Annotated in this window: 14 protein-coding genes; 7 read left to right on the forward strand and 7 right to left on the reverse strand. The window is 72.9% G+C overall.

Features of this window, described 5'->3' with window-relative positions; genetic code table 11:
• The first annotated feature begins 53 nt into the window (after positions 1-53).
• The 4 genes from AB0M79_RS26455 to AB0M79_RS26470 are packed head-to-tail and all read left to right on the forward strand — an operon-like array spanning position 54 to position 10,321.
• Positions 54-1,349: an LLM class flavin-dependent oxidoreductase gene (locus AB0M79_RS26455; RefSeq protein ID WP_364218378.1), complete on the forward strand. Its 1,296-nt coding sequence runs from the start codon at positions 54-56 to the stop codon at positions 1,347-1,349.
• Positions 1,342-3,138 (forward strand): fatty acyl-AMP ligase, encoded by a 1,797-nt coding sequence (locus tag AB0M79_RS26460; protein ID WP_364218380.1) that lies wholly within the window; start codon positions 1,342-1,344, stop codon positions 3,136-3,138. Before AB0M79_RS26455 ends, AB0M79_RS26460 begins: the two co-directional genes overlap by 8 nt.
• Positions 3,135-8,777, forward strand: a complete 5,643-nt coding sequence (locus tag AB0M79_RS26465; RefSeq protein WP_364218382.1) for an SDR family NAD(P)-dependent oxidoreductase — start codon at positions 3,135-3,137, stop codon at positions 8,775-8,777. The genes AB0M79_RS26460 and AB0M79_RS26465 overlap by 4 nt, the downstream gene beginning before the upstream one ends.
• The gene (locus tag AB0M79_RS26470; protein ID WP_364218384.1) at positions 8,774-10,321 is read left to right on the forward strand and encodes an APC family permease; all 1,548 of its coding nucleotides are present in this window, start codon (positions 8,774-8,776) and stop codon (positions 10,319-10,321) included. The genes AB0M79_RS26465 and AB0M79_RS26470 overlap by 4 nt, the downstream gene beginning before the upstream one ends.
• 135 nt (positions 10,322-10,456) lie before the next feature.
• Here the strand turns inward: AB0M79_RS26470 and AB0M79_RS26475 are convergent, their stop codons facing one another.
• From AB0M79_RS26475 to AB0M79_RS26490, 4 genes are read right to left on the reverse strand one after another with little or no spacing between them, the layout of a single operon-like run.
• Complete coding sequence (locus tag AB0M79_RS26475; protein WP_364218386.1) at positions 10,457-11,998, reverse strand: 4-hydroxyphenylacetate 3-hydroxylase N-terminal domain-containing protein; 1,542 nt, start codon at positions 11,996-11,998, stop codon at positions 10,457-10,459.
• Positions 11,995-13,470 (reverse strand): PLP-dependent aminotransferase family protein, encoded by a 1,476-nt coding sequence (locus tag AB0M79_RS26480; RefSeq protein WP_364218388.1) that lies wholly within the window; start codon positions 13,468-13,470, stop codon positions 11,995-11,997. Before AB0M79_RS26480 ends, AB0M79_RS26475 begins: the two co-directional genes overlap by 4 nt.
• Positions 13,467-14,501 (reverse strand): 4-hydroxyphenylpyruvate dioxygenase, encoded by a 1,035-nt coding sequence (hppD, locus tag AB0M79_RS26485; RefSeq protein WP_364218390.1) that lies wholly within the window; start codon positions 14,499-14,501, stop codon positions 13,467-13,469. The genes AB0M79_RS26480 and hppD overlap by 4 nt, the downstream gene beginning before the upstream one ends.
• Complete coding sequence (locus AB0M79_RS26490; RefSeq protein WP_364218392.1) at positions 14,501-15,154, reverse strand: O-methyltransferase; 654 nt, start codon at positions 15,152-15,154, stop codon at positions 14,501-14,503. Before AB0M79_RS26490 ends, hppD begins: the two co-directional genes overlap by 1 nt.
• 159 nt (positions 15,155-15,313) lie before the next feature.
• Here AB0M79_RS26490 and AB0M79_RS26495 point away from each other — a divergent pair, with 159 nt between their 5' ends.
• Positions 15,314-16,609 carry an AarF/UbiB family protein gene (locus AB0M79_RS26495; protein ID WP_364218394.1) on the forward strand — a complete coding sequence of 432 codons (1,296 nt, stop codon included), beginning with the start codon at positions 15,314-15,316 and terminating at the stop codon, positions 16,607-16,609.
• 30 nt (positions 16,610-16,639) lie between these two features.
• Here AB0M79_RS26495 and AB0M79_RS26500 read toward each other — a convergent pair whose 3' ends face one another.
• From AB0M79_RS26500 to AB0M79_RS26510, 3 genes are all read right to left on the reverse strand, one after another.
• The gene (locus AB0M79_RS26500; protein WP_364218396.1) at positions 16,640-17,233 is read right to left on the reverse strand and encodes a class I SAM-dependent methyltransferase; all 594 of its coding nucleotides are present in this window, start codon (positions 17,231-17,233) and stop codon (positions 16,640-16,642) included.
• Between the two features lie 219 nt (positions 17,234-17,452).
• Positions 17,453-18,079: a DUF6073 family protein gene (locus AB0M79_RS26505; protein WP_357533023.1), complete on the reverse strand. Its 627-nt coding sequence runs from the start codon at positions 18,077-18,079 to the stop codon at positions 17,453-17,455.
• A gap of 177 nt (positions 18,080-18,256) precedes the next feature.
• Complete coding sequence (locus AB0M79_RS26510; RefSeq protein WP_364218398.1) at positions 18,257-19,159, reverse strand: ABC transporter permease; 903 nt, start codon at positions 19,157-19,159, stop codon at positions 18,257-18,259.
• Positions 19,160-19,520: 361 nt separating this feature from the next.
• Between AB0M79_RS26510 and AB0M79_RS26515 the strand changes: the two genes are divergently transcribed.
• Together AB0M79_RS26515 and AB0M79_RS26520 are read left to right on the forward strand one after the other, a co-directional pair.
• Positions 19,521-20,000, forward strand: coding sequence for a winged helix-turn-helix domain-containing protein (locus AB0M79_RS26515; RefSeq protein ID WP_212826927.1), 480 nt, complete (start codon positions 19,521-19,523; stop codon positions 19,998-20,000).
• A gap of 57 nt (positions 20,001-20,057) precedes the next feature.
• The coding region (locus AB0M79_RS26520) for a Clp protease N-terminal domain-containing protein (RefSeq protein ID WP_364218401.1) at positions 20,058-20,800 on the forward strand (743 nt) is incomplete at its 3' end.

Here is a 20,800-nt window from a genome sequence, read left to right on the forward strand (position 1 = left end):
CACCGGCGTCGTGACTTCGACCGCGTCCACCGGATCGTGACCTGGAGGAACCGATGCAGTTCGGCATGTTCTTCGAGCTTCAGCTGCCCCGGCCGTGGGCGGCCGACAGCGAACAGAACCTCATCAACAACGCCCTCACCTGGGCCGAGCTGGGCGAGGCCGCGGGCATCGATTACGCCTGGGCGCAGGAGCACCACTTCCTGGAGGAGTATTCGCACTCCACCGCCCCGGAGGTGTTCCTCGCCGCGGTCAGCCAGCGCACCACCCGGATGCGGGTCGGGCACGGCATCGCGCTGATGGCCCCGGCCTACAACCACCCGGCCCGGGTCGCCGAACGGGTGGCCATGCTCGACCTGGTCAGTGGCGGCCGGGTGGAGTGGGGGACCGGCGAGTCCAGCTCCCGGCTGGAACTGGAGGGCTTCCGCGTCAACTACATCGAGAAGCGGGCGATGTGGGCCGAAGGGGCCCGCGAGGCGGCCCGGATGATGGCCGCCGATCCCTACCCCGGCTACCGGGGCAAGTACTTCTCGATGCCGTCGCGCAACGTCGTACCGAAGCCGGTGCAGCGGCCGCACCCGCCGATGTGGGTGGCCTGCACCAACCGGGACACGTTGAAGATGGCCGCCCGGCTCGGCCTCGGCGCGCTCACCTTCTCCTTCATGGACCCGGGCGAGGCGCGTTTCTGGGTCAACGAGTACTACGAGACCTTCAAGCGGGAGTGCACCCCGATCGGGCAGACGGTCAACCCGAACGTGGCGATGCTGGCCGGCGTCATGTGCCACCCGGACGCCGAGGTCGCCCGGGCCCGGGGCCTGGAGGGGCAGCAGTTCTTCAAGTGGGCGCTGGCGCACTACTACCGGTTCGGCGCCCACGTACCCGGCCGGACCAATCTCTGGGAGGAGTTCAAGGCCAGCGAGCCGGAGCCGATGGCCGGGCTCGGCGGGGTCAACGACCCGGCCGGCGCGCGCGAGCACTTCCGGGGGCTGGAGGAGGCCGGCGTCGACCAGCTCATCCTGTTGCAGCAGGGCGGCCGGTACGAGCACGAGCACATCTGCGAGTCGCTGGAGCTGCTCGGCACCTCGGTGCTTCCGGAGTTCGCCGAGCGGCACGCGATCCGCCAGGCGAAGAAGCAGGCCGAGCTGGAGCCGTACATCGAGCGGGCGCTGTCGCGGGTCACCCCGATCGAGGCGGCGCCGGACGAGGTCGTCGAGTCGTACCCACGGCTGTGGGAGCGCGAGGGCGTCACCAAGGAGCACGTCGGCACGCAGCGGGCGCTGGACGCGGCCTCGCTGTGGCGGCTGCACGTCGGCGGCTCCGGTGCCGGGCGCCGGGGGCCGGGCAATGGCTGACACCCTGGCCGCCCTGGTACGCGAGCGCGCCGACCGGCAGGGCGACGAACTCGCGTACTCGTTCCTGGCCGACGGCGAGCAGGAGCGGCACGACCTGACGTACGGGCAGCTCGCCGACCGGGCCGGCGCCGTCGCCGCGTTCCTGGCCAGGCGGGTGGCCCAGGGCGGCCGGGTGGTGCTGGTCTTCGAGCCCGGCCCGGACTTCCTGGTGGCCTTCTTCGCCTGCCAGCTGGCCGCGGTCGCGGCGGTGCCGGTGTATCCGCCGTCGCCGGCCAAGCCGCTGCCCGGTCTGGCCAACCTGGACCGGGTCGTCGCCGACTGCCGGGCCGAACTGGTGCTGACCAGTGCCGCCGGCGCGGGGTTCGCCGCCGCGGCCGGCGGGTTCGGCGGGCTGGCGGCGGTGCCGTGGACGGCCATGCCGGACGCCGAGGCGGCCGGGCGGGACGCCCCGGCACCGGCCGTCCGGGTGACCCCGGACGCGCTGGCCCTGCTGCAGTACACGTCCGGGTCGACCGGCACGCCGAAGGGCGTCATGCTGCGCCAGGAGCACCTGCTGGCGAACCTCGACTCGATGCACTGGTTCGTCGGCCGCCCGGCGACCGGCACGGTCGTCTCCTGGCTGCCGATGTACCACGACATGGGGCTGATCGGGACCGCGCTGTACCCGGTCTACCGGGGCATCCCGGGGCACCTGATGTCGCCGGTGCACTTCCTGCACCGGCCGCTGCGCTGGCTGCGGCTGATCACCCGGGTCGGCGCGACGATCAGCGGCGGCCCGAGTTTCGCGTACCAGTTGTGTGCCCGCCGGGTGGCCGCCGACGACCTCGCCGAACTCGACCTGTCCACCTGGGAGGTCGCGTTCAACGGCGCCGAGCCGATCAACGCCGAGGTGCTTACCACCTTCGAGACGACGTTCGCCCCGGCCGGGCTGCGTCCGGGCACCGTGGTCGGCTGTTACGGGATGGCCGAGGCGGCGCTGCTGATCACCGGCGCCCGGCGCGGCGACGAGCCCCGGATCCTGCGGGTCCGCGAGGACGGCCTCCAGGCCGGCAAGGCGGTCGCCTGCGCCGCCGACGAGCCCGGCCGCAACCTGGTCAGCTCGGGCCGGCTGCCGCCCGGACACGACGTGCGGATCGTCGACCCCGACGGCGGGCGCGAGCTGCCCGACGGGCAGGTCGGCGAGATCTGGTTCGCCGGGCCGAGCCTCAGCCACGGCTACTGGCGCAAGCCGGCCCAGACGGCGGCGGCGTTCGGCGCCCGCCTCGACGGTGCCGGTGCCGGCGGCTTCCTGCGCACCGGCGGTTTCCTGCGTACCGGCGATCTGGGTTTCCTGCGGGACGGGCAGCTCTTCGTCACCGGCCGGGTCAAGGACCTGCTCATCGTCCGGGGCCGCAACGTCTACCCGCAGGACGTCGAGGAGACCGCGCAGAACGTCGACCCGCGGCTGCGGCGCGGTGCCGGCGTCGCCGTCAGCCGTCCCGGCCGGTTCGGCGACGGGATCACGCTCGTCCAGGAGGTGTCCACCCGCGACCCGGAGCACCTGCGCCGGCTGGCCGGCGCGATCCGGGGCGCGGTGCTGACCGAGCACCAGGTGCCGATCGACGAGATCTACCTGGTGGTGCCGCGCAGTGTCGGCAAGACCTCCAGCGGGAAGCTGCGCCGGGCCGCGACCGCCGCCGCGGTACGGGCCGGCGACGTCGCCGTACTCCACCACGACGTCCATCCGGAAGAGCACGACGTCCACCCGGAATCGCACGACGTCCATCCGGAACAGGAGGAGACCGAATGATCCCGGCCGAGCGGGCGGACGAGTTCCGGAACTGGCTGGTCGGGCGGATCGCCGCCCTCGCCGGCCGCCCGGCCGGCGACGTCGACCCGACCGACACCTTCACCGCGAACGGGCTGGACTCGGTGCGGCTGGCCCGCCTCGCCGAGGAGGCCGGCCGGGAGTGGGGCGGCACGGTCGACCCGGTGGTGCTCTTCGAGAACCCGACCGTCGACGCCGTCGTCGACCACCTGACCCGCCCGCCGCGTCCGGATCGGGGGGCGGCGGCACCGGCCGTCACACCGGACGGCGGGCCGGTGGCGGTCGTCGGGCTCGCCTGCCGGATGCCGGGTGCCGCCGACGCGGCGGCCTTCTGGGACCTGCTGCTCGCCGGCCGGCCGGCCGTCGGGCCGGTCCCGCCGGACCGCTGGTCGGCCGACCTCGTCGCGACCGACCCGGCCGAGCCGGGCCGGATGGTCAGCGGGTACGGCGGATTCCTCGACGACGTCGCCGGCTTCGACGCCGGGTTCTTCCGGATCACCGGGGCCGAGGCCGACGGCATGGACCCGCAGCAGCGGCTGCTGCTGGAGACGTGCTGGGACGCGGTGCAGGACGCGGCGGAACCGGCCGCCGGGCTGCGCGGCTCGGCGACCGGCGTCTTCGTCGGCATCTCCACCAACGACTACGCGCACCGGCAGATCGCCGACCGCGAGCTGATCGGCCGGCACACCGCGACCGGCAACTCGCTGGCCGTCGCGGCGAACCGGGTCTCGTACGTCTTCGACTGGCGTGGCCCGAGCGTCGCGGTCGACACCGCCTGCTCGTCGTCGCTGGTCGCCGTCCACCTCGCGGTCCGGGCGCTGCGGGCCGGCGAGTGCGACCGGGCGGTGGCCGGCGGCGTCAACGTGATCCTCGACCCGGAGCTGTCGATCGGGCTCAGCAAGGCCGGGATGCTCGCCCCGGACGGGCGCTGCAAGACGTTCGACGCCGAGGCCGACGGCTACGTACGGGGCGAGGGCTGCGGGGTCGTCGTGCTGAAGCGGCTCGCCGACGCGGTCGTGGCCGGCGACCGGATCTACGCGGTGATCGGTGGCAGCGCGGTCAACTCCGACGGCGCCTCGAACGGGCTGACCGCGCCGAACCCGGCCGCCCAGCGGGCCGTGCTGCGGGCTGCCTGGGCCGACGCCGGGACCAGTCCGGCCGCCGCCGGCTACCTGGAGTGCCACGGCACCGGCACCCTGCTCGGCGACCCGATCGAGGCCCGGTCACTGGCCGAGGTCCGGGGCACGGCCGTGCCGGCCGGCGGCCCGGCCGCCGACGACGCGGCGCCCGGCGGTCAGGCCGCCGACGGCGGGACGCCCGGCGGGGACGCGCCGCTGCTGATCGGGTCGGTGAAGACGAACATCGGGCACCTGGAGTCCGCCGCCGGCATCGCCGCCCTGATCAAGACGGTGCTCGCCGTGCACCACGGCACGATCCCGCCCAGCCTCAACTTCCGCCGCCCCAACCCGGCGATCCCGTTCGACGACTGGGGGCTGCGGGTGGTCACCGAGCCGACCCCGTGGCCGGCCGGAAACCGGTACGCCGGGGTGAGCGGGTTCGGCTTCGGCGGCACCAACGCGCACGTCGTGCTGACCGCCGCACCCGCCGTACCGGCCCCGGCGGCGCCGGCCGGACCGCTGGTGGTGCCGCTGACCGGCCGCAGCCCGGCCGGGCTGGCCGCGCTGGCCCGGGACACCGCCGAACTGGCCGCGGCCGGACCCGAGCCGGCCCGGCTGGCGGCGCTCGCCGCGACGATGGCGACGAGGCGCACCCGGCACCGGCCGTACCGCCTGGCGGTCGCCGCCGAACCCGCCGACCTGGTGCCGGCGCTGCGCGCGGCGGCCGACCGGCTCGCCCGGCCCGGTGACCCGCCGGTGGCCGCGCCACCGGCCGCGCCCGCCGTCTGCCTCGTCTTCTCCGGCCAGGGCGGCCAGTGGGCCGGGATGGGCCGCGAACTGCTCGCCACCCAGCCGCTCTTCCGGTCCACGATCCGGCGTTGCGACGAGGCCGCGGCCGACCTGCTCGACTGGTCGATCGAGGAGGTGCTGGCCGGCGACCGGCCCGCCGACCTCGACGACACCGCCGTCGCCCAGGTGCTGATCGTCGCCGTCCAGCTCGGCCTGGCCGCGGTGTGGGAGTGCTTCGGCGTACGCCCCGCCGCCGTGGTCGGCCACAGCGTCGGGGAGATCTCGGCGGCCGTCGTCGCCGGGGCGCTGTCGCTGCCCGACGGGATCGCCCTGGCCGTGCGCCGGGGCGCCGCCATGGGCCGCGGTGGGCCGGGCGCGATGCTGGCCGTCGGGCTCGACCCCGACACCGCGACCGCCCGGTACGGCGACCGCGTCGACCTGGCGGCGGTCAACAGCCCGGGTTCGGCGGTGCTGTCCGGCCCGGCCGCCGACCTCGACGCGATCGCCGCCGAACTGGCCGGCGAGGACGTCTGGACCCGCCGGCTGCCGGTCGCGTACGGCTTCCACAGCCGGCTTATGGACGGCGCGGCCGCCGAGCTGGCCGGGCTGCCGGCGCCGCCGGTCCGCGAACCCGGTGTCCCGTTCTTCTCCACCGTGCTCGCCGGCCGGATCGGGGTCGCGGAGCTGACCGACGGCTACTGGGCGAGGGGCGTACGCGCCCCGGTCCGGTTCGCCGACGCGGTCACCGCGATGCTCGCCGACCCGGCCGTGGCCGGCGGTGCGGTGCTGCTGGAGGTCGGCCCCCGGCCGGTGCTCGGGTCGGCGCTGCGCCGGACCGCCCCCGCCACCCCGGCGATGTCCACCGTGGATGGTGAGGACGGCCAGTGGCTCGGTGTGCTGCGGGCCGCCGCCGACCTCTACCGGTACGGCGTCGAGGTCGACTGGCGGCACGTCTACCCGGACCGGCAGCCGGTGGTGAGCACCCCCGGCCACCCGTGGGACCGCACCCGGCACTGGATCGAGCGCCGGTCGCCGGGCCGGACCTCCCCGGTCGGGCTGCTCGGCGCCCCGGTCGACCTGGCCGACGCCGGTGGCCGCCGGATCTGGCAGGCCGAGATCGACCCCCGGCTGCTGCCGTCGCTCGCCGACCACCGGGTCGGCGGCACCGCCGTGTTCCCGGCCGCCGGCTACGCCGAGATCCTGCTGCGGGCCGCCGAGGCACTGGACGCCGACCTGGTGCCGGCCAACCTCGCCTTCGTCCGGCCGCTGCCGGTCGACGGGCGCGTCCTGCTCCAGTGCACCGTCGACGAACGCGACGGTGGGCGTACGGCCACCGTGCACGCCCGGCCGGTCGACGGGACCGGCTGGCAGGTGCACGCCACCGCCGACCTGCTGCCCCGGGGCGCGGCCCCGGCCCGGCCGGACCTCGACGCGGTGCGCGCCCGCTGCCCGCACCCGGTGCCGACCGACGCCCTCTACGCGGCGCTCGCCGGGCGGGGCCTGTCGTACGGTCCGGCGTTCCGGGGGGTGGCCGACGTGCTGGCCGGCGAGAACGAGGCACTGGCGGCGCTGACCGTGCCGGCCGCGGACCCGGCGACCCGGCGGGCGCGGCTGCTCGACGCCGCCTGCCACGCGGTCGCGGCCACCGTCGCCGGCCGGTCGGTCGGCGGTGACGCGCCGGTGCTGCCGGTCGCCGCCGGCGAGCTGACCTGGTGGGGCGAACCCGACGCCGTCACCGACGTCCTGGCCACCGTCACCGAGGCGGGGCCCGCCGACCTGGTCGCCGACGTACTGCTGCTCGGTGACGGGGCGCCGGTCGCCCTGCTGCGGGCGCTGCGGCTGCACCGCACGGCGGCGCCGGACGCCGCCGCGCCGGACGGGCTGCGCCACTACCGGCTGCTGTGGCGCGAGCAGCCGGCCGAACCGGTGGCCGGCGACCCGGGTCACTGGCTGGTCCTGGCCCCGCCGGCCGGACCCGGCCTCGACCTGGCCCGCAAGCTCGCCACCGACGCCGACCGGATCGAACTGGTGGTGTGTGCCGCCGATCCGGCCCGGGCGGCCGGGGAGACCTGGCTCGACCCGACCTCGCCGGCGGACTTCGCCCGGCTGATCGACCGGGCCGGCCCGGACCTCACCGGCGTGCTGCACCTGCTGGCCGTCGACGACGACCCGGCGGCCGGCCGGGCCGGCGGCGGGGACCCGGCCGCTGCCGGTGGCACGACGGACCTCGACCCGGTCGCCCTGCCGGTGGAGTCCGCCCTGCACCTGATCCGGGCGGTCACCTTCGCGGCCGCGGCCCGCCCGCCCCGGCTGGTGCTGGCGACCGTCGGCGCCCAGCCGGTCGGCGACCGGCCGGTCACCGCGCCGCTCGGCGCCACCCTGTGGGGGCTGGCGAAGACGCTGCCCATCGAGCACCCGCTGCTGCCGCTGGTCTGCGTCGACCTGGACCCGGCCGGCGACCCGGTGCCCGCGCTGCGCTCCGAACTCGCCGCCGCCGGCCCGGACGCCGAGGTCGGCTACGCCGGCACCGCCCGCCACGTACGGCGGATCGTCGCCGAGCGGCCACCGGCCGGTGCGCCGCTGCGCCTGGACCCCGAGGCCGTCTACCTGGTGACCGGCGGCACCGGCGCGCTCGGCCTCCAGGTGGCCGGCCGGCTGGCCGACCGGGGCGCCCGGCACCTGGTGCTGGTGTCCCGGCACGGCGCGGACGGGCCGCTGCCGGCGACCCTCACCGACCGGTGCGACGTACGGGTGGTCCGCGCCGACGTCGCCGACCGGGGCGCCCTGGCGGCCGCGCTGGCGCCGGTACGCGACACCGGCCGGCCGCTGCGCGGGGTGGTGCACGCCGCCGGGCTGCTCGACAACGGCGCGCTGCTCGACCTCGCCCCGGCGCAGGTGCGCGCGGTGCTGGCGCCCAAGGTTCTCGGCGCGACCCATCTGCACGAGCTGACCGCCGCCGACCCGCTGGACTGGTTCGTGCTGTTCTCGTCCGCGGCCGGTGTCCTCGGCTCTCCCGGGCAGGCCAACTACACCGCCGCCAACGCCTGGCTCGACTCGTACGCCCACCACCTGCGCGCCGCCGGGCGGGCCGCCGTCTCCGTCGACTGGGGACCGTGGGCCGACGCCGGGATGGCCGCCGAACACGAGGACAGCCTCGACCGCGAGCTGCGGGTCGGGGCGAGCGCCATCCTGCCGGCCGCCGGCCTCGACGCGCTGGAGGCGGCGATCGCCGCCGGCCTGCCGCAGCCGGTGGTGCTGCCGTTCGACCTCAGCGACCTGGTGCAGTTCTATCCCTCGGCGACCGGCCGGTCGTTCCTGTCCGAGATCACCACCGCCGACGCCGAGGCGTTGCACTCGATCGGTACGCCGACCTCGGTGCGGCCGGACCTGGCCGTGCCGTACGTCGCCCCCCGCGACGAGGTGGAACGGCGGATCGTGGCGATCTGGCAGAAGTCGATGGGCATCGAACCGATCGGCGTGCACGACCGGTTCTTCGAGCTGGGCGGCGACTCGGTCCTGGCCAACCAGATCCTCGTCGAGGTCAACCGGGTGCTCGGCGTACGCATCCAGCCGGACGGGGCGTTCACCGACTTCACCGTCGAACACCTGGCCCGGATGGCGCAGGAGCAGGTGCTCGCCATGCTCGACGGCCTCACCGAGGACGAGGCCGTACGGCGTCTGGAGGACGCCCACCCGGAAGGAACCACCCGATGAACGATCAGTCCGATCCGGTGCTCACCCGGCACCCGCTACCCACCGCCCCCGCCGCCCCGGCCGCCGCGCCCGTACCGCCGGCGTCCGGGGCCGCCGTGACCGAGCCGGCCGCCGCGCCGGCGGGTACCGGCCAGCTGCGCCCCAACGCCGTCGGCGCACACCACCTGGTGTTCTTCGTCGTCTCCTCGGCGGCACCGCTGACCGGCATGGCCGGGTTCATCGGGCTCGCCTTCATCCTCGGCGGGATCGTCGTACCGTCCGGGTACCTCATCGCCGGCATCACGTACGCGGTCTTCGCCGTCGGCTTCACCGCGATGAGCCGCCACATGCGCAACAGCGGCGCCTTCTACGCCTACATCACGGCCGGCTTCGGCCGGACAGCCGGCGGCGGCGCGGCGGTGCTGGCGTACGTCGCGTACGCGCTGGGCCAGGTCGGCTTCGCCGCGGCGGCCGGCGTCTTCACGTCGCTGATGCTCGACGCCGTGGCCGGGCTGACCGTCTCCTGGCAGGCGTGCGCGCTGGTGTCCGGGCTGGTCATCGCCGCGCTGTCGTACTCGAAGGTGACCATCGGCGCCCGGGTGCTGGCCGTGCTGCTGACCCTGGAGATCGGCATCCTGTTCGTGATGGCGGTCTTCGTGCTCGCGCAGGGCGGCCACGAGGGCCTCTCGTTCGCCAGCTTCAACCCGGTCAACCTGGTGACGCCGTCGATCGGTGTGCTGTTCGTCATCACGTTCATCATGTTCATCGGCTTCGAGCAGACCGCGATCTACAGCGAGGAGGCCCGCGACCCCCGCCGCACCGTGCCCCGGGCGACCTACTGGTCGATCGGGGTGCTGACGGTGACCTTCACGTTCATCTCCTGGGTCATCCTGATGGCGGCCGGCCCGAGCCGGCTGGAGTCGCTGCTCGCCGGCGACCCGTCCAGCCTGATGTTCAACCTGAACGACGAGTTCGTCGGCGAGGCGATGACGGCGGTCATGCAGATCCTGATCGTCACCAGCTTCTTCGCCTCGGTGCTCGCCTTCCACAACGCCGGCAGCCGCTACCTGTTCTCGCTCGGCCGCGAGGGCATCCTGCCGGCGGCCCTGGCCCGCACCGGCGGCCGGACGAAGACGCCCAGCGTCGCCGGGATCGTGCACACCGTGCTGGTGATCGGCCTGCTGGCCGGCTTCGGGCTGACCTCGCTCGACCCGTACACGCAGATCATCGCCTGGACCAACGCGCCGACCCTGGTCGGCGTGATCGCCCTGGAGATCGCCACCAGCCTCGCGGTGATCCGCTTCCTGGGCCGGTCCGGCACCGGCGAGAGCCGCTGGCAGCGGCTGATCGCGCCGGCCCTGGCCACCGTGCTGCTCGGCGGCGCGCTCGGGCTGATCCTGTGGCAGCTCGGCCTGCTGACCGGGCTCGGGTACGCCGGCAACGCCCTGGTGCTCAGCCCGCTGCTGGTCGGCTTCGTCGCCGGGGCGGTCCGGGCCCGCCGGGTGGGCCGCGACGGCGGGGTCGGTGACCTGATCCCGGCCCAGCGCACCGGCTCCGGCAGCTGAACCCGAAACGGCGGGGCGGGACGGTTCAACCGTCCCGCCCCGTGGTGATCGTTAGTTGTTCCGCCGTTGTCCGTACGGGGAGTCGTGCTGCTGGGCAGCTGATGATCACGGGCGCCCTGGCGGGCCGGGGGCGGCTCAGGCGCCGTCGGCGGTGACCGGCCCGGCCGGGTTCACCAGGTCGGGTGCGGTCCAGCCGTTGAGGTCGTACTCCGACAGGCAGCTGTCGACCAGGTCGAGCATGTGGCCGGCGAGCCCGGCCGCGGTGCCCTTCTTCAGCGTCTGGACCCGGGTCTCCTCGGCGTTGCCGGCGTGGCTGCGCTCGTAGAGTTCGTGCCGGCCGGCGAACTCGCTGCCGACGGAGTCCCACAGCAGCTTCATCACCTTGACCCGGTCGACCGCCGTGTGCCCGTGCGAGCCGCGCAGGTAGCGGTCCAGGTAGGGGCGGATCTCCTCGGAGTGGAAGTCGGCCACGTTGGAGTTCAGGTAGATCAGCCCGCTGCCGGCGGTGTGCTGGACCAGTTCGCGGACCTTGCCGTACGCGATCGGGGCGAGTACCCGGTACGTCAGCGCGTACTCCTCGTTGGGCTGGACGAAGCCGCCCTCCCACGGCCGGGACCGTTCGATCATCGCGTCCGACAGCGCCCACATCAGGTGCCGCCAGACCATCACCTCGCCGATGTTGGCCTGCACGCTGCGGAAGTCCGAGGTGCCGTTGATCTCGACCGCCTTGATCAGCAGGCCGCAGATGAAGTCGAGCTTGACCGCCAGCCGGGTCACCCCGTGCAGGGTGAACCGGGGCAGGAAGCCGGAGTTGTGGAAGAACGTGTTGGCCTTCTCGGCGTCGCCGTAGACCAGCACGTTCTCCCACGGGATCAGCGCGGAGTCGAAGACGATCACCGCGTCGTTCTCGTCCATCCGGCTGGCCAGCGGATAGTCGAACGGGCTGCCGGTGCGGGCCGCGGTCATCTCGTACGAGGCACGGCAGAGCAGCTTGACCCCGGGGGTGTCCATCGGGGCGAGGAACACCACCGCGAACGGCTTCTCCTTGATCGGCAGGCCGTGGTGGGCGATGAAGTTGTAGTGGGTCAGCGCCGACCCGGTGGCGACCACCTTCGCGCCGCTGACGATGAGGCCGGCGTCGGTCTCCCGCTCGACGTGCACGTAGACGTCGGCGACCTCGTCGGGCCGGCGGTGCCGGTCCACCGGCGGATGCACCAGGGCGTGGTTGACGTGCAGCACCCGCTGCTGGGCCCGCCGGTACCAGGTCCGGGCGTTGTCGGCGTACGGCGCGTAGAAGTCGGCGTTGGCGCCCAGCGTGGCCAGGAACGACGCCTTGTAGTCCGGGGAGCGGCCGAGCCAGCCGTAGCAGTGCCGCTGCCAGGCGGCGATCGCGTCCCGGGAGCGGCGCAGCTCGTCGGTGTCGCGCGGCGCGCGGAAGAAGCGGTGCGTGAACCCGCCGGACCCGGTGTCGGTCGGCATGGTCAGCACGTCACGCTCGGCCTCGCCGTGCAGCGCGTCGTAGAGCCGGGCGACCATCCGGGCGTTGTTGCGGAACGCCGGATGGCTGGTGACGTCCTTCACCCGCTCGCCGTAGATCCACACCTCCCGGCCGTCCCGCAGGCTCTCCAGGTACTCCGCGCCGGTGAACGGCCGCTCGTCAGTGCCGGGTAGCGTCACGGCGCACCTCCTGCGTCGGCCGCCTGCGTGGCGGCGGTCTGGTTTGCGGCCGCGGGCGCGGCGGTGTGGTCGGGGTCGGCCGCGGGCGCGGCGGTGTGGTCGGGGTCGGCCGCGGGCGCGGCGGTGTGGTCGGGGCCGGCGGCCGCGTTGCGGTCCCGGACCAGGCGGGCCAGCCGGTGTACGCCCTCGGTGATCTGGTCGGGCGGCAGCGCGCTGCACGCCAGCCGGAGCTGGTGGGTGCCGCCGCCACCGGCGTAGAAGTAGCTCATCGGCGTCCACAGCACCTGGTAGTCGGCGGCGGACCGGGCCAGTAGCTCCTCGTCGGCGGGAAAGGGCAGGTCGAGCACGACGAAGAAGCCGCCGGCCGGCGAGTGCCACGACACCCCGTGCTCGGCGCGGCGGTCCGGCGGGAACTCGGCGGCAAGCCGGTGCAGCAGGTGACGCATGTTGTCGCGGTAGAACCGGGTCCGGTCCTCGTTGAGGGCGTCCAGCCGGCAGCCGGACCGGACCAGCATTCCGCCGATGACCGCCTGGGCGATCGCCGACGTGTTGACCGTGATCATGCTGCGGATCAGGCCGAGCTGGTCGGCCAGCAGGGTCTGCCGGCCGTCGCTGGTGCGTACCGTCTGGTCGGCGATGACGTAGCCGACCCGGGCACCGGGGAAGCAGGTCTTGGCGAAGGTGCCGATGTGCACGACGTGACCGGTGGTGTCCAGCGCCTTCAGCGCGGGCAGGCGGTCCTCCGGCGCGGCGAGGAAGCCGTACGGGTCGTCCTCGACGAGGAGCAGCCGCTGCTCGCGGGCCACGGCCAGCAGGGCCTCCCGGTCCGGTGTGGACATCGTGTGCCCGGAGGGGTTGGCGAAGTTCGGCACGACGTACAGGGCGCGCGGGGTGCGGCCGGCGGCCCGGACCCGGGCGGCCGTCGCCGCCACGTCGGCGGGACGCAGCCCACCGGGCCCCTCCGGTACGCCGACCACGGTGACGTCGAGCAGGCTGGCCGCGCCGAGCATCCCGATGTAGCACGGGGTCGGCACCAGCAGCACGTCGTCGGGGCCGGCGCACAGCGCCCGGGCGGTGATGAACATGCCCTCCTGCGCCCCGGTGACCACGACCACCGACTCCGGGTCGACGACCAGCCCGGTGTCGTTGGCGACCGTACGCGCCACCAGTTCGTGGATGTGCCCGGCGGTGCGGCCGTACTGGAACAGGTGCCGGGTCACCGCCGCGTCGTCCAGCCCTTCGGCCCGCAGGTGGCGGACGTACTCGTCGACGAGACCGGTGATCTCGCCGGGGTCGAAGAACCCGTCGTACGGCCGCCCGGCGGCCAGCGAGATCGCGGCCGGGTGCCGGGAGGCGATCTCGTTGAGGAAGGTGGCCGATTCGATGACCGGGTCGGAGAGCGCGGCGCACAGGTCGGCGGCGCGCAGTTCGAGCCGTCCGTCCGCCGCCGTGGCGACCCGCGTGGCGGTCATTTGCGGTCGGGTGCCCCGGCGGTGAGCCGGTCGTGTTCGACGGCGGCGTACAGGGCGCGGATGTTGCCGCTGCCGAACGTACGGGCCTGGCGGCGCTCGATGATCTCGTAGAACAGCGTGCCCCGGGGGTGCCGCGACTGGGTGAAGATCTGCAACAGGTGTCCCCAGTGGTCGTTGTCGAGCAGCACGTCCAGCTCGCGCAGCGGCGAGATGAGGTCTTCCAGGTGGGGCAGCCGCTCCGCCAGCATCGGGTAGTAGCTGTCCGGCGCGGTCAGGAAGGTGATCGACCGGTCCCGCAGCGTCGGCACGGCGACGGTGATGTCCTCGGTGAGGAACGCGAGGTGCTGCACGCCGGGGCCGCCGTGGTCGGCGACGAACGCGTCGATCTGGCCGGGGGCGCGGCTGGTGTCCGGTTCGATCAGGGTCAGCGTGATGTCGGTGTGCCGGTTCTGCACCACGATCGAGTTCATCGCCTGGTCGCCGACCTCGATCTTCTCCTCGAAGATCGTCTGGAGGCCGAAGACCCGGCTGTAGAACTCGACGGTCGGTGCCAGTTCCCCGGCCGGGACGCACATGGCGACGTGGTCGATGAGGGTGAGCAGCGCTCCGTCGCGGGACGCGGGCGGCGCGGGCTCGAGCCGCTGGACCAGCGAGTGCACCAGGTCGCCCGGGCCGGCCACGACGGCGACCAGGCCGGGAGTGCCGTCCGGCAGCGTCCGGACCGCGGGCGCGGCGACCGACTGGCCGCCGCGGCGCAGCGCCGTCGCGTACGCCTCGGCGGCGTCGGCGACACCGAACGCGATGTCGCGTACGCCGTCGCCGTGCCGTTCGATGTACCGGGCGGCGCTGTCGTCGGCGGAGCCGGGGGTGATCAGCAGCCGGATGTCGCCCTGGGCGAGCAGGACGCGGCCTCCGCCGGCAGGGTCGCCCACCGGCCGGGCGGTGCAGCCCATGCCGTCGCGGAAGTACGCCACCAGCCGGTCGGGCTGGTCGGTGCACAGTTCGACGTGGTCGATGCCGGCGGGGTCCATCAGCGGGTCGCCTTCTTGCGTCGGATGAACATCATGCCGTCGCGCACACTGGCCAGCACGCAGACGAGGTCGGGCCGGGCGACGACGGTGTCGTTGAACCGGCGGATGCCCTCGGTGGCCGGCTCGTTGTCCTCCGGGTCGAGTACCGCGCCGCTCCAGAGCACGTTGTCGGCGACCACGACGCCGTCCTCGGACAGCAGCGGGAGCACCAGATCCAGGTATTCCGGGAAGTGCCGCTGATCGGCGTCGAGAAGCACGAAGTCGTACGGGCCGGTAAGCGTGGAAACAGTTTCCAGTGCCGGTCCGACGCGTACGGAAATGCGATCCCCGTAACCGGCGGCGGCAATGTGCTTACGCGCGATGTCAGCGTGTTCCTGACTGATCTCGCAGGTGGTGATCTCGGCGTCCGGCGGCAGTACCTCGATCATCGACAGCGAGGAGTAGCCGGTGAACGTGCCGACCTCCAGAACACGCTTCGGTTGCAGCGTGAGCAGAAAGAACTGGAGGAAGCGCGCCTCGACCGGGCCGATCATCATGTGCGGCCGCTCGCAGCGGGCCCGCGTTTCGGCGGCCAGGTCGAGCAGGTGGTCCGGATCTGCCGTGGTATGGGCGGCGGCATATTCCTCGACGCCCGGTATGGTAATCACCTTCACGCGACCGAAGTTAGTGCCGGTCGCGGACGTCGGACAACACATCTTTCAAGCGGTGGCAACAAGTCCGTGCGCTATTTGTGGGCACAGTTGCACGCTGGTTGGGCGCTATTGACCCTAATCTGTCGGTCAAGCAGTATGGCGCGTACCTAGGGGGTGCGTATGGCCGAGCCGCGCTGGCATCAGTTGGGACTCCGGACGGTGCAACTCGCCGGCATCGTGACCGGTCACGCGGTGGCGTCGGTCCCGGCGGTGGTCCGGGTCGCGCCCCGCGGCCGGAAGGCGGTCCGCGAGGCGTTGTGGACCCGGCTGCGTGGCCTGCTCACCGCGATGGGGGCCAGCTACATCAAGGGCGCCCAGTTGCTCAGCACCCGGCAGGACCTCCTGGATCCCGCACTGTGCGAGTCGCTGAGCAAGCTCCAGGACCGGGTGCCGGCGATGTCGGACCGGCAGGTGCGGGAGACGGTGGAGAAGGCGTACGCCGGCGGGGACTGGCCGTTCGCGGAGTTCGACTGGGAGCCGTTGGCCAGCGGCAGCATCGCCTGTGTCTACCGGGCCCGGCTGCTCGACGGCACTGACGTGGCGGTGAAGGTGCGCCGGCCCGGGCTGGACTGGCGGATGACCGCCGACTTCGGGCTGATGGCGACGGGTGCCGGCGTGATCCAGCGGATTCCGGGCTTCGCCCGGCTGCCGGCCGTCACGATGGTGCAGCAGATCCGCGACGCGGTGCTCGGCCAGCTCGACTTCGACGCCGAGTCCGAGGCGCTCGACCTGCTGCGGGCCAACCTGGGCGACCTGAGCTACCTGCGGGTCCCGGCGCCGGTGCCGGACGCCAGCCGGGAGGGGGTCCTGGTGATGGAGTTCGTGCCGGGGCTGCGCCGCTTCCGGCGCGACGATCTCGCCCCCGAGGTCGCCGAACTCGCCGTACGCCGGGTGCTCCAGTGCGTCTACCGGATGCTGTTCATCGACGGGGTGGTCCACTGCGACCTGCACCCGGGCAACCTCTACCTCGATGAGGAGGGCGAGGTCGTGCTGCTCGACGCGGGCTTCGTCGTGCACCTCACGCCGCGGGTACGCAAGCTGTTCGCCGAGTTCTTCTTCAACATGTCGCGCGGCAACGGGCGGCAGTGCGCGTCCATCGTGGAGCGCAGCGCGCGCAACGAGGCCGGTACGGCCGATCTGGAACGCTTCCGGGCCGGCATCATCGAACTGGTCGAGGGCGCGCACGCGAAGCCGGCGGGGGAGTTCCAGCTCGCCCCGTTCGCGGCCACCCTGTTCGACCTCCAGCGCCGCTGCGGCCTCTTCGCCGCGCCCGAGTTCGTCTTCCCGCTGCTGTCGCTGCTGGTCCTCGAGGGCATGATCAACGAGTTCGACGCGGACGTCGACTTCCAGGCCGAGGCCAAGCCGGTGCTGATCCGGGCGCTGCTGACCGCCGTACCGAAGGAGAAGGCCGCCTGACAAGCTCGTCAAGCGGCCTCGACGGTCTTGTCAGGCGGGTACGGCGACCACCAGCAGCAGCCCGCCGCGGACCCGGCCGGCGCGGACCACCCGCAGGCCGGCCCCCTCCACCAGGCGCCGGGTCGTCGGCTGGTCGTGGTGTGCCGGCAGGTCGCCGAACAGCCGCAGGAGCCGCCGCGACCACGCCGGCGGCGGGGTGTGCTCGGCGAGCACGAACCGGCCGTGCGGGGCCAGGGCGCGGGCCACCTCGCGCAGCCCGGCCGGCTGGTCCGACCAGTGCCCGAACGACGTCGTGCTCAGCACCAGGTCGACCGTGCCGTCGGCGACCGGCAGGTGTTCGGCGGTGCCGGTGAGCAGGGTCGCTTCGGGCAGTTTGGTCCGGGCGACCCGGATCATCTCCGACGCCGGGTCGATACCGGTCAGGTGGGCCGCCGGCCACCGTAGCGCGACCCGGTGCAGCAGGCGGCCGGTCCCGCAGCCGATGTCGAGCACGGTGCGCGGGGACACCCCGTCGAGGGCGTCGAGGACGTCGTCGTCGGCCCGCCGGCAGCCGAACTGGCCGGGGTGGCGGTCGTAGCGGTCGGCGATCCGGTTGAAGTTCGCCACCGATCCGGGGTCGGCCATCAGTGCCGCCCCTCGCCGAACCGCCGCCCGGTGGGGCGTACGGCGAGGTCGGCCCGACCTCGCCGGTGGGTCCACCGCGGATACCGCCGGATCGTGCAGGGCTTGCGACCGGTCACTCGGTTCCTCCCTGGGCTCGACGGCCGGGCCGGTGCCGCACGGCCGTACCGCCCAGGCGACGCAGGTCGCCTGGGCGGCAGGTGTCAACGCTTACGGTGAAGGTCAGGCCTTCGCCGGGGCGCTGGTGAGGGTGCTGGCGGTACGCGCCCACTCCGCGGCGACTTCCTGGCTGGCCACGAAGTCCTCGTTGCGGGCGTTGAAGTCGCCGCTGACGTACTGGCCGACGATCTTGCGGGTGGCCAGCATGTACATGATCGGCTCGCTGTCCGGGTTGGCCTTGTCGTACATGCCGACCCGGTCGCCGGGGGCCATCTCGCCGACGGCACCGATCGGCGGCAGGGCGCCGAACAGACCCGAGATGTTGATCGGGTCCTTGTTGATCAGGGTCTTGCCCTGCTCCAGGAGCTGCAGCTCGAAGAACACGTTGAAGTAGCCCTTGAACCGCGTCGCGAACTCCTCCGGGGCGAAGGTCATTTCCTCGCCCATGGTCGGGAGCTGCGGGTTGATGGTGAAGAGGAACTCACCGAGGTGCTCGCTGTGGCCCCGCAGGTTCATCTGCAGGATCTGGACGATGATCTTGTTCGGGTCCTCGCGCAGCGGGAAGCTGCGGTTGACGACGAACCAGCCGTCGGCCTCGATCGTCTCGGTGTCGCCGGCGATCTCGATCACGGCGTCGGTCCAGAGGTGCAGGTAGTCGGTACCACCGGGCGGGAAGTAGTTCTGGGACATGCTGGGCTCCTCTGCTAGGAGTACGGCAACTGCTTCATAAGAATATAGTGACGACCCTCCCGGTCAAGAGGTTCGTCGATGTCCGGCGCCCCGTTGATCGCCAGATCCCAGCGTTGAAGTGCGGAAACGTCGCCGATCGGCGGTCGGAAATCGTGGTTGAGAATTATGTAGTGAGGATCAGCGGCGGGTGCTGCGGTGGTAGGCGGCGGCCGTCAGCGGCACGAACACCGCGCAGATGACGGCGGTCCAGACGAGAGCCCGGACCGCGCTCGTGCCGACCGGCTGGTCCAGCAGGAGCGCGCGGATGGCGTCGATGAACGCGGTGAGCGGCTGGTTGGCCGCGAACGCCTGGATCGGCCCGGGCATGCTCGCCACCGGTACGAACGCGCTGCTGATCAGGGTGAGCGGGAACAGCAGGCTGAGGCCGAGGGTCTCCACCATCTCCACCCCGCCGGCCAGCAGCGCGACCAGTGCGGTGACCCAGGCCATGGCGAAGGCGACCAGGAGCAGCAGGCTGATGGCGCCCAGCCAGTCCAGCGGCCCACCGGTCGGGCGGAAGCCGACGAGCAGGCCGGTGAGCACCATGGCCAGCAGCACCACCAGGCTGCGTACCAGGCCGGCCAGGGTGTGCCCGGCCAGCACCGAGGCCCGGGCGATCGGCATCGACCGGAACCGGTCCAGGGTGCCGCCATGCAGGTCGCGGGCGAGGCTGGAGCCGATGGTGACCGCGCCGAGGGTGGCCGTCTGCACCAGGATGCCGGGCACCATGAAGTCGGCGTAGCTCCCGTCGACGCCGGTGTCGACCGCACCGCCGAAGACGAACCGGAACATCAGGACCAGCAGCACCGGCTCGATGATGGAGAAGATCAGCAGCGCCGGCCGGCGGCGCATCTGGATCAGGTTGCGCCGGGCGAGTACGACGACCTCGTCGACCCGGTTGCCCAGCGAGCGCAGCCGGTTCGCGGCGTACGGCGGGGGTGGCGGGCCGCTTCGGGTGCCGGCGGCGGAGCGCGGTGGCGGGGTCGGCGGGGCCGGGGTCGCCGCACCCGGGACGCCGGCCGGTGTCGTCGATTGCTGCACGGAGTCGCTCCCTGTGGTCGTCGCGGATCGCGCCCGGTCGCTGCCCATTCAAGTTCCGTCAACCGGCGGTTACGACGGCATCCGTCAGCTCGTTGACGGATTCGTCGTACGGTTGCCGGTACGCGTGCCCTCGGCGTGGGAAGCGTTGGCAGCAAAGCGATCCGGGGTGCCCCCGGGCAGACTTGACCAAACCCCGGTAGGGCGTTCGACTGCTTGTCAAGTGATTGACAGGGTCCGTGTCCGGATGTAAACCTGTCGATGGCCGGGCGATTCCTTGTCAATGACAGACACCCGGACTCTTCCCATCGGTAGTCCGCCAAGTGGTAGGTGAACCGTGACCGGAATCCACAACGATACGGATGTGAAGCTCGTTCGCTGGCCGGCGGAGGAAGTCCGGCGGGAACGGTACAAGGCCCTGGGCATACCCAGGCTGCTGGTCGTGGAGGGCGGCTGCCGGCCACCACTGTGCAGCGACGCCAAGGAGGACTGGGTGCGCGCCCCGGTCAGCCGTACGGACCTGGAAGCCCGGATGGCCACCCTGCGCGCGAAGGCATGGGTGGACAGCGTCCCGCAGATCGACCCCGTCGGCGTGCTGCGCTACGGCGGCCGGTCCTGCGCGATCTCGCCGACCGAGGCCGACATCCTGGAATGCCTGACCCGCAACTTCGGCGAGGTCGTGTCGCGCGGCGAGCTGCTGCGCTGCCTTCCGGAACGCCCCGCGCTGAGCCGGCGCAACGCGCTGGATCTGCACATCATGCGGGTCCGTCGCCGGATCGGCCCGCTGAACCTGGCCATCCGCACCGTGTGGGGCCAGGGCTACCTCCTGGAACTCGTCAAGTGACGCGCCGGCGCGGCTGACGGCGTACCGGCCCCTGCGGATTCGTGTCGAGGAGCAGAGATGTTCGAGCGGTTCACCGACCGAGCGCGACGGGTTGTCGTCCTGGCTCAGGAAGAAGCCCGGATGCTCAACCACAACTACATCGGCACGGAGCACATCCTGCTGGGCCTCATCCACGAGGGCGGTGGGGTGGCCGCGAAGGCCCTCCAGGGCCTCGGCATCTCCCTGGAGGGTGTCCGGCACCAGATCGAGGAGATCATCGGGCAGGGGCAGCAGTCGCCGAGTGGACACATCCCGTTCACGCCGCGGGCGAAGAAGGTCCTGGAGCTGTCGCTGCGTGAGGCGTTGCAGCTCGGGCACAACCACATCGGCACGGAGCACATCCTGCTCGGGCTGATCCGGGAGGGCGAGGGTGTCGCCGCCCAGGTGCTCGTCAAGCTCGGCGGGGACTTCAACCGGGTCCGTGACCAGGTGACCAAGCTGCTCTCCGGGGAGGGCCGAGAGGCGATCACCCCCGGTGCGCACGCCCAGGAGACCGGGGTGCAGGTCAGCCCGGTGTTGGACCAGTTCGGTCGTAACCTGACCCAGGCGGCCCGTGAGGGCAAGCTCGACCCGGTCGTCGAGCGGGACCGCGAGATCGAGCGGGTCATGCAGGTCCTCTGCCGGCGTACGAAGAACAACCCGGTGCTCACGGGCGAACCGGGGGTGGGCAAGACCGCGGTGGTCGAGGGTTTGTCCCAGAAGATCATCAAGGGTGAGGTGCCGGAGACGCTGAAGGACAAGCAGCTTTACACGCTTGATCT

This window comes from Polymorphospora sp. NPDC051019 (genome assembly GCF_040683055.1).
GTDB lineage: Bacteria > Actinomycetota > Actinomycetes > Mycobacteriales > Micromonosporaceae > Polymorphospora > Polymorphospora lycopeni.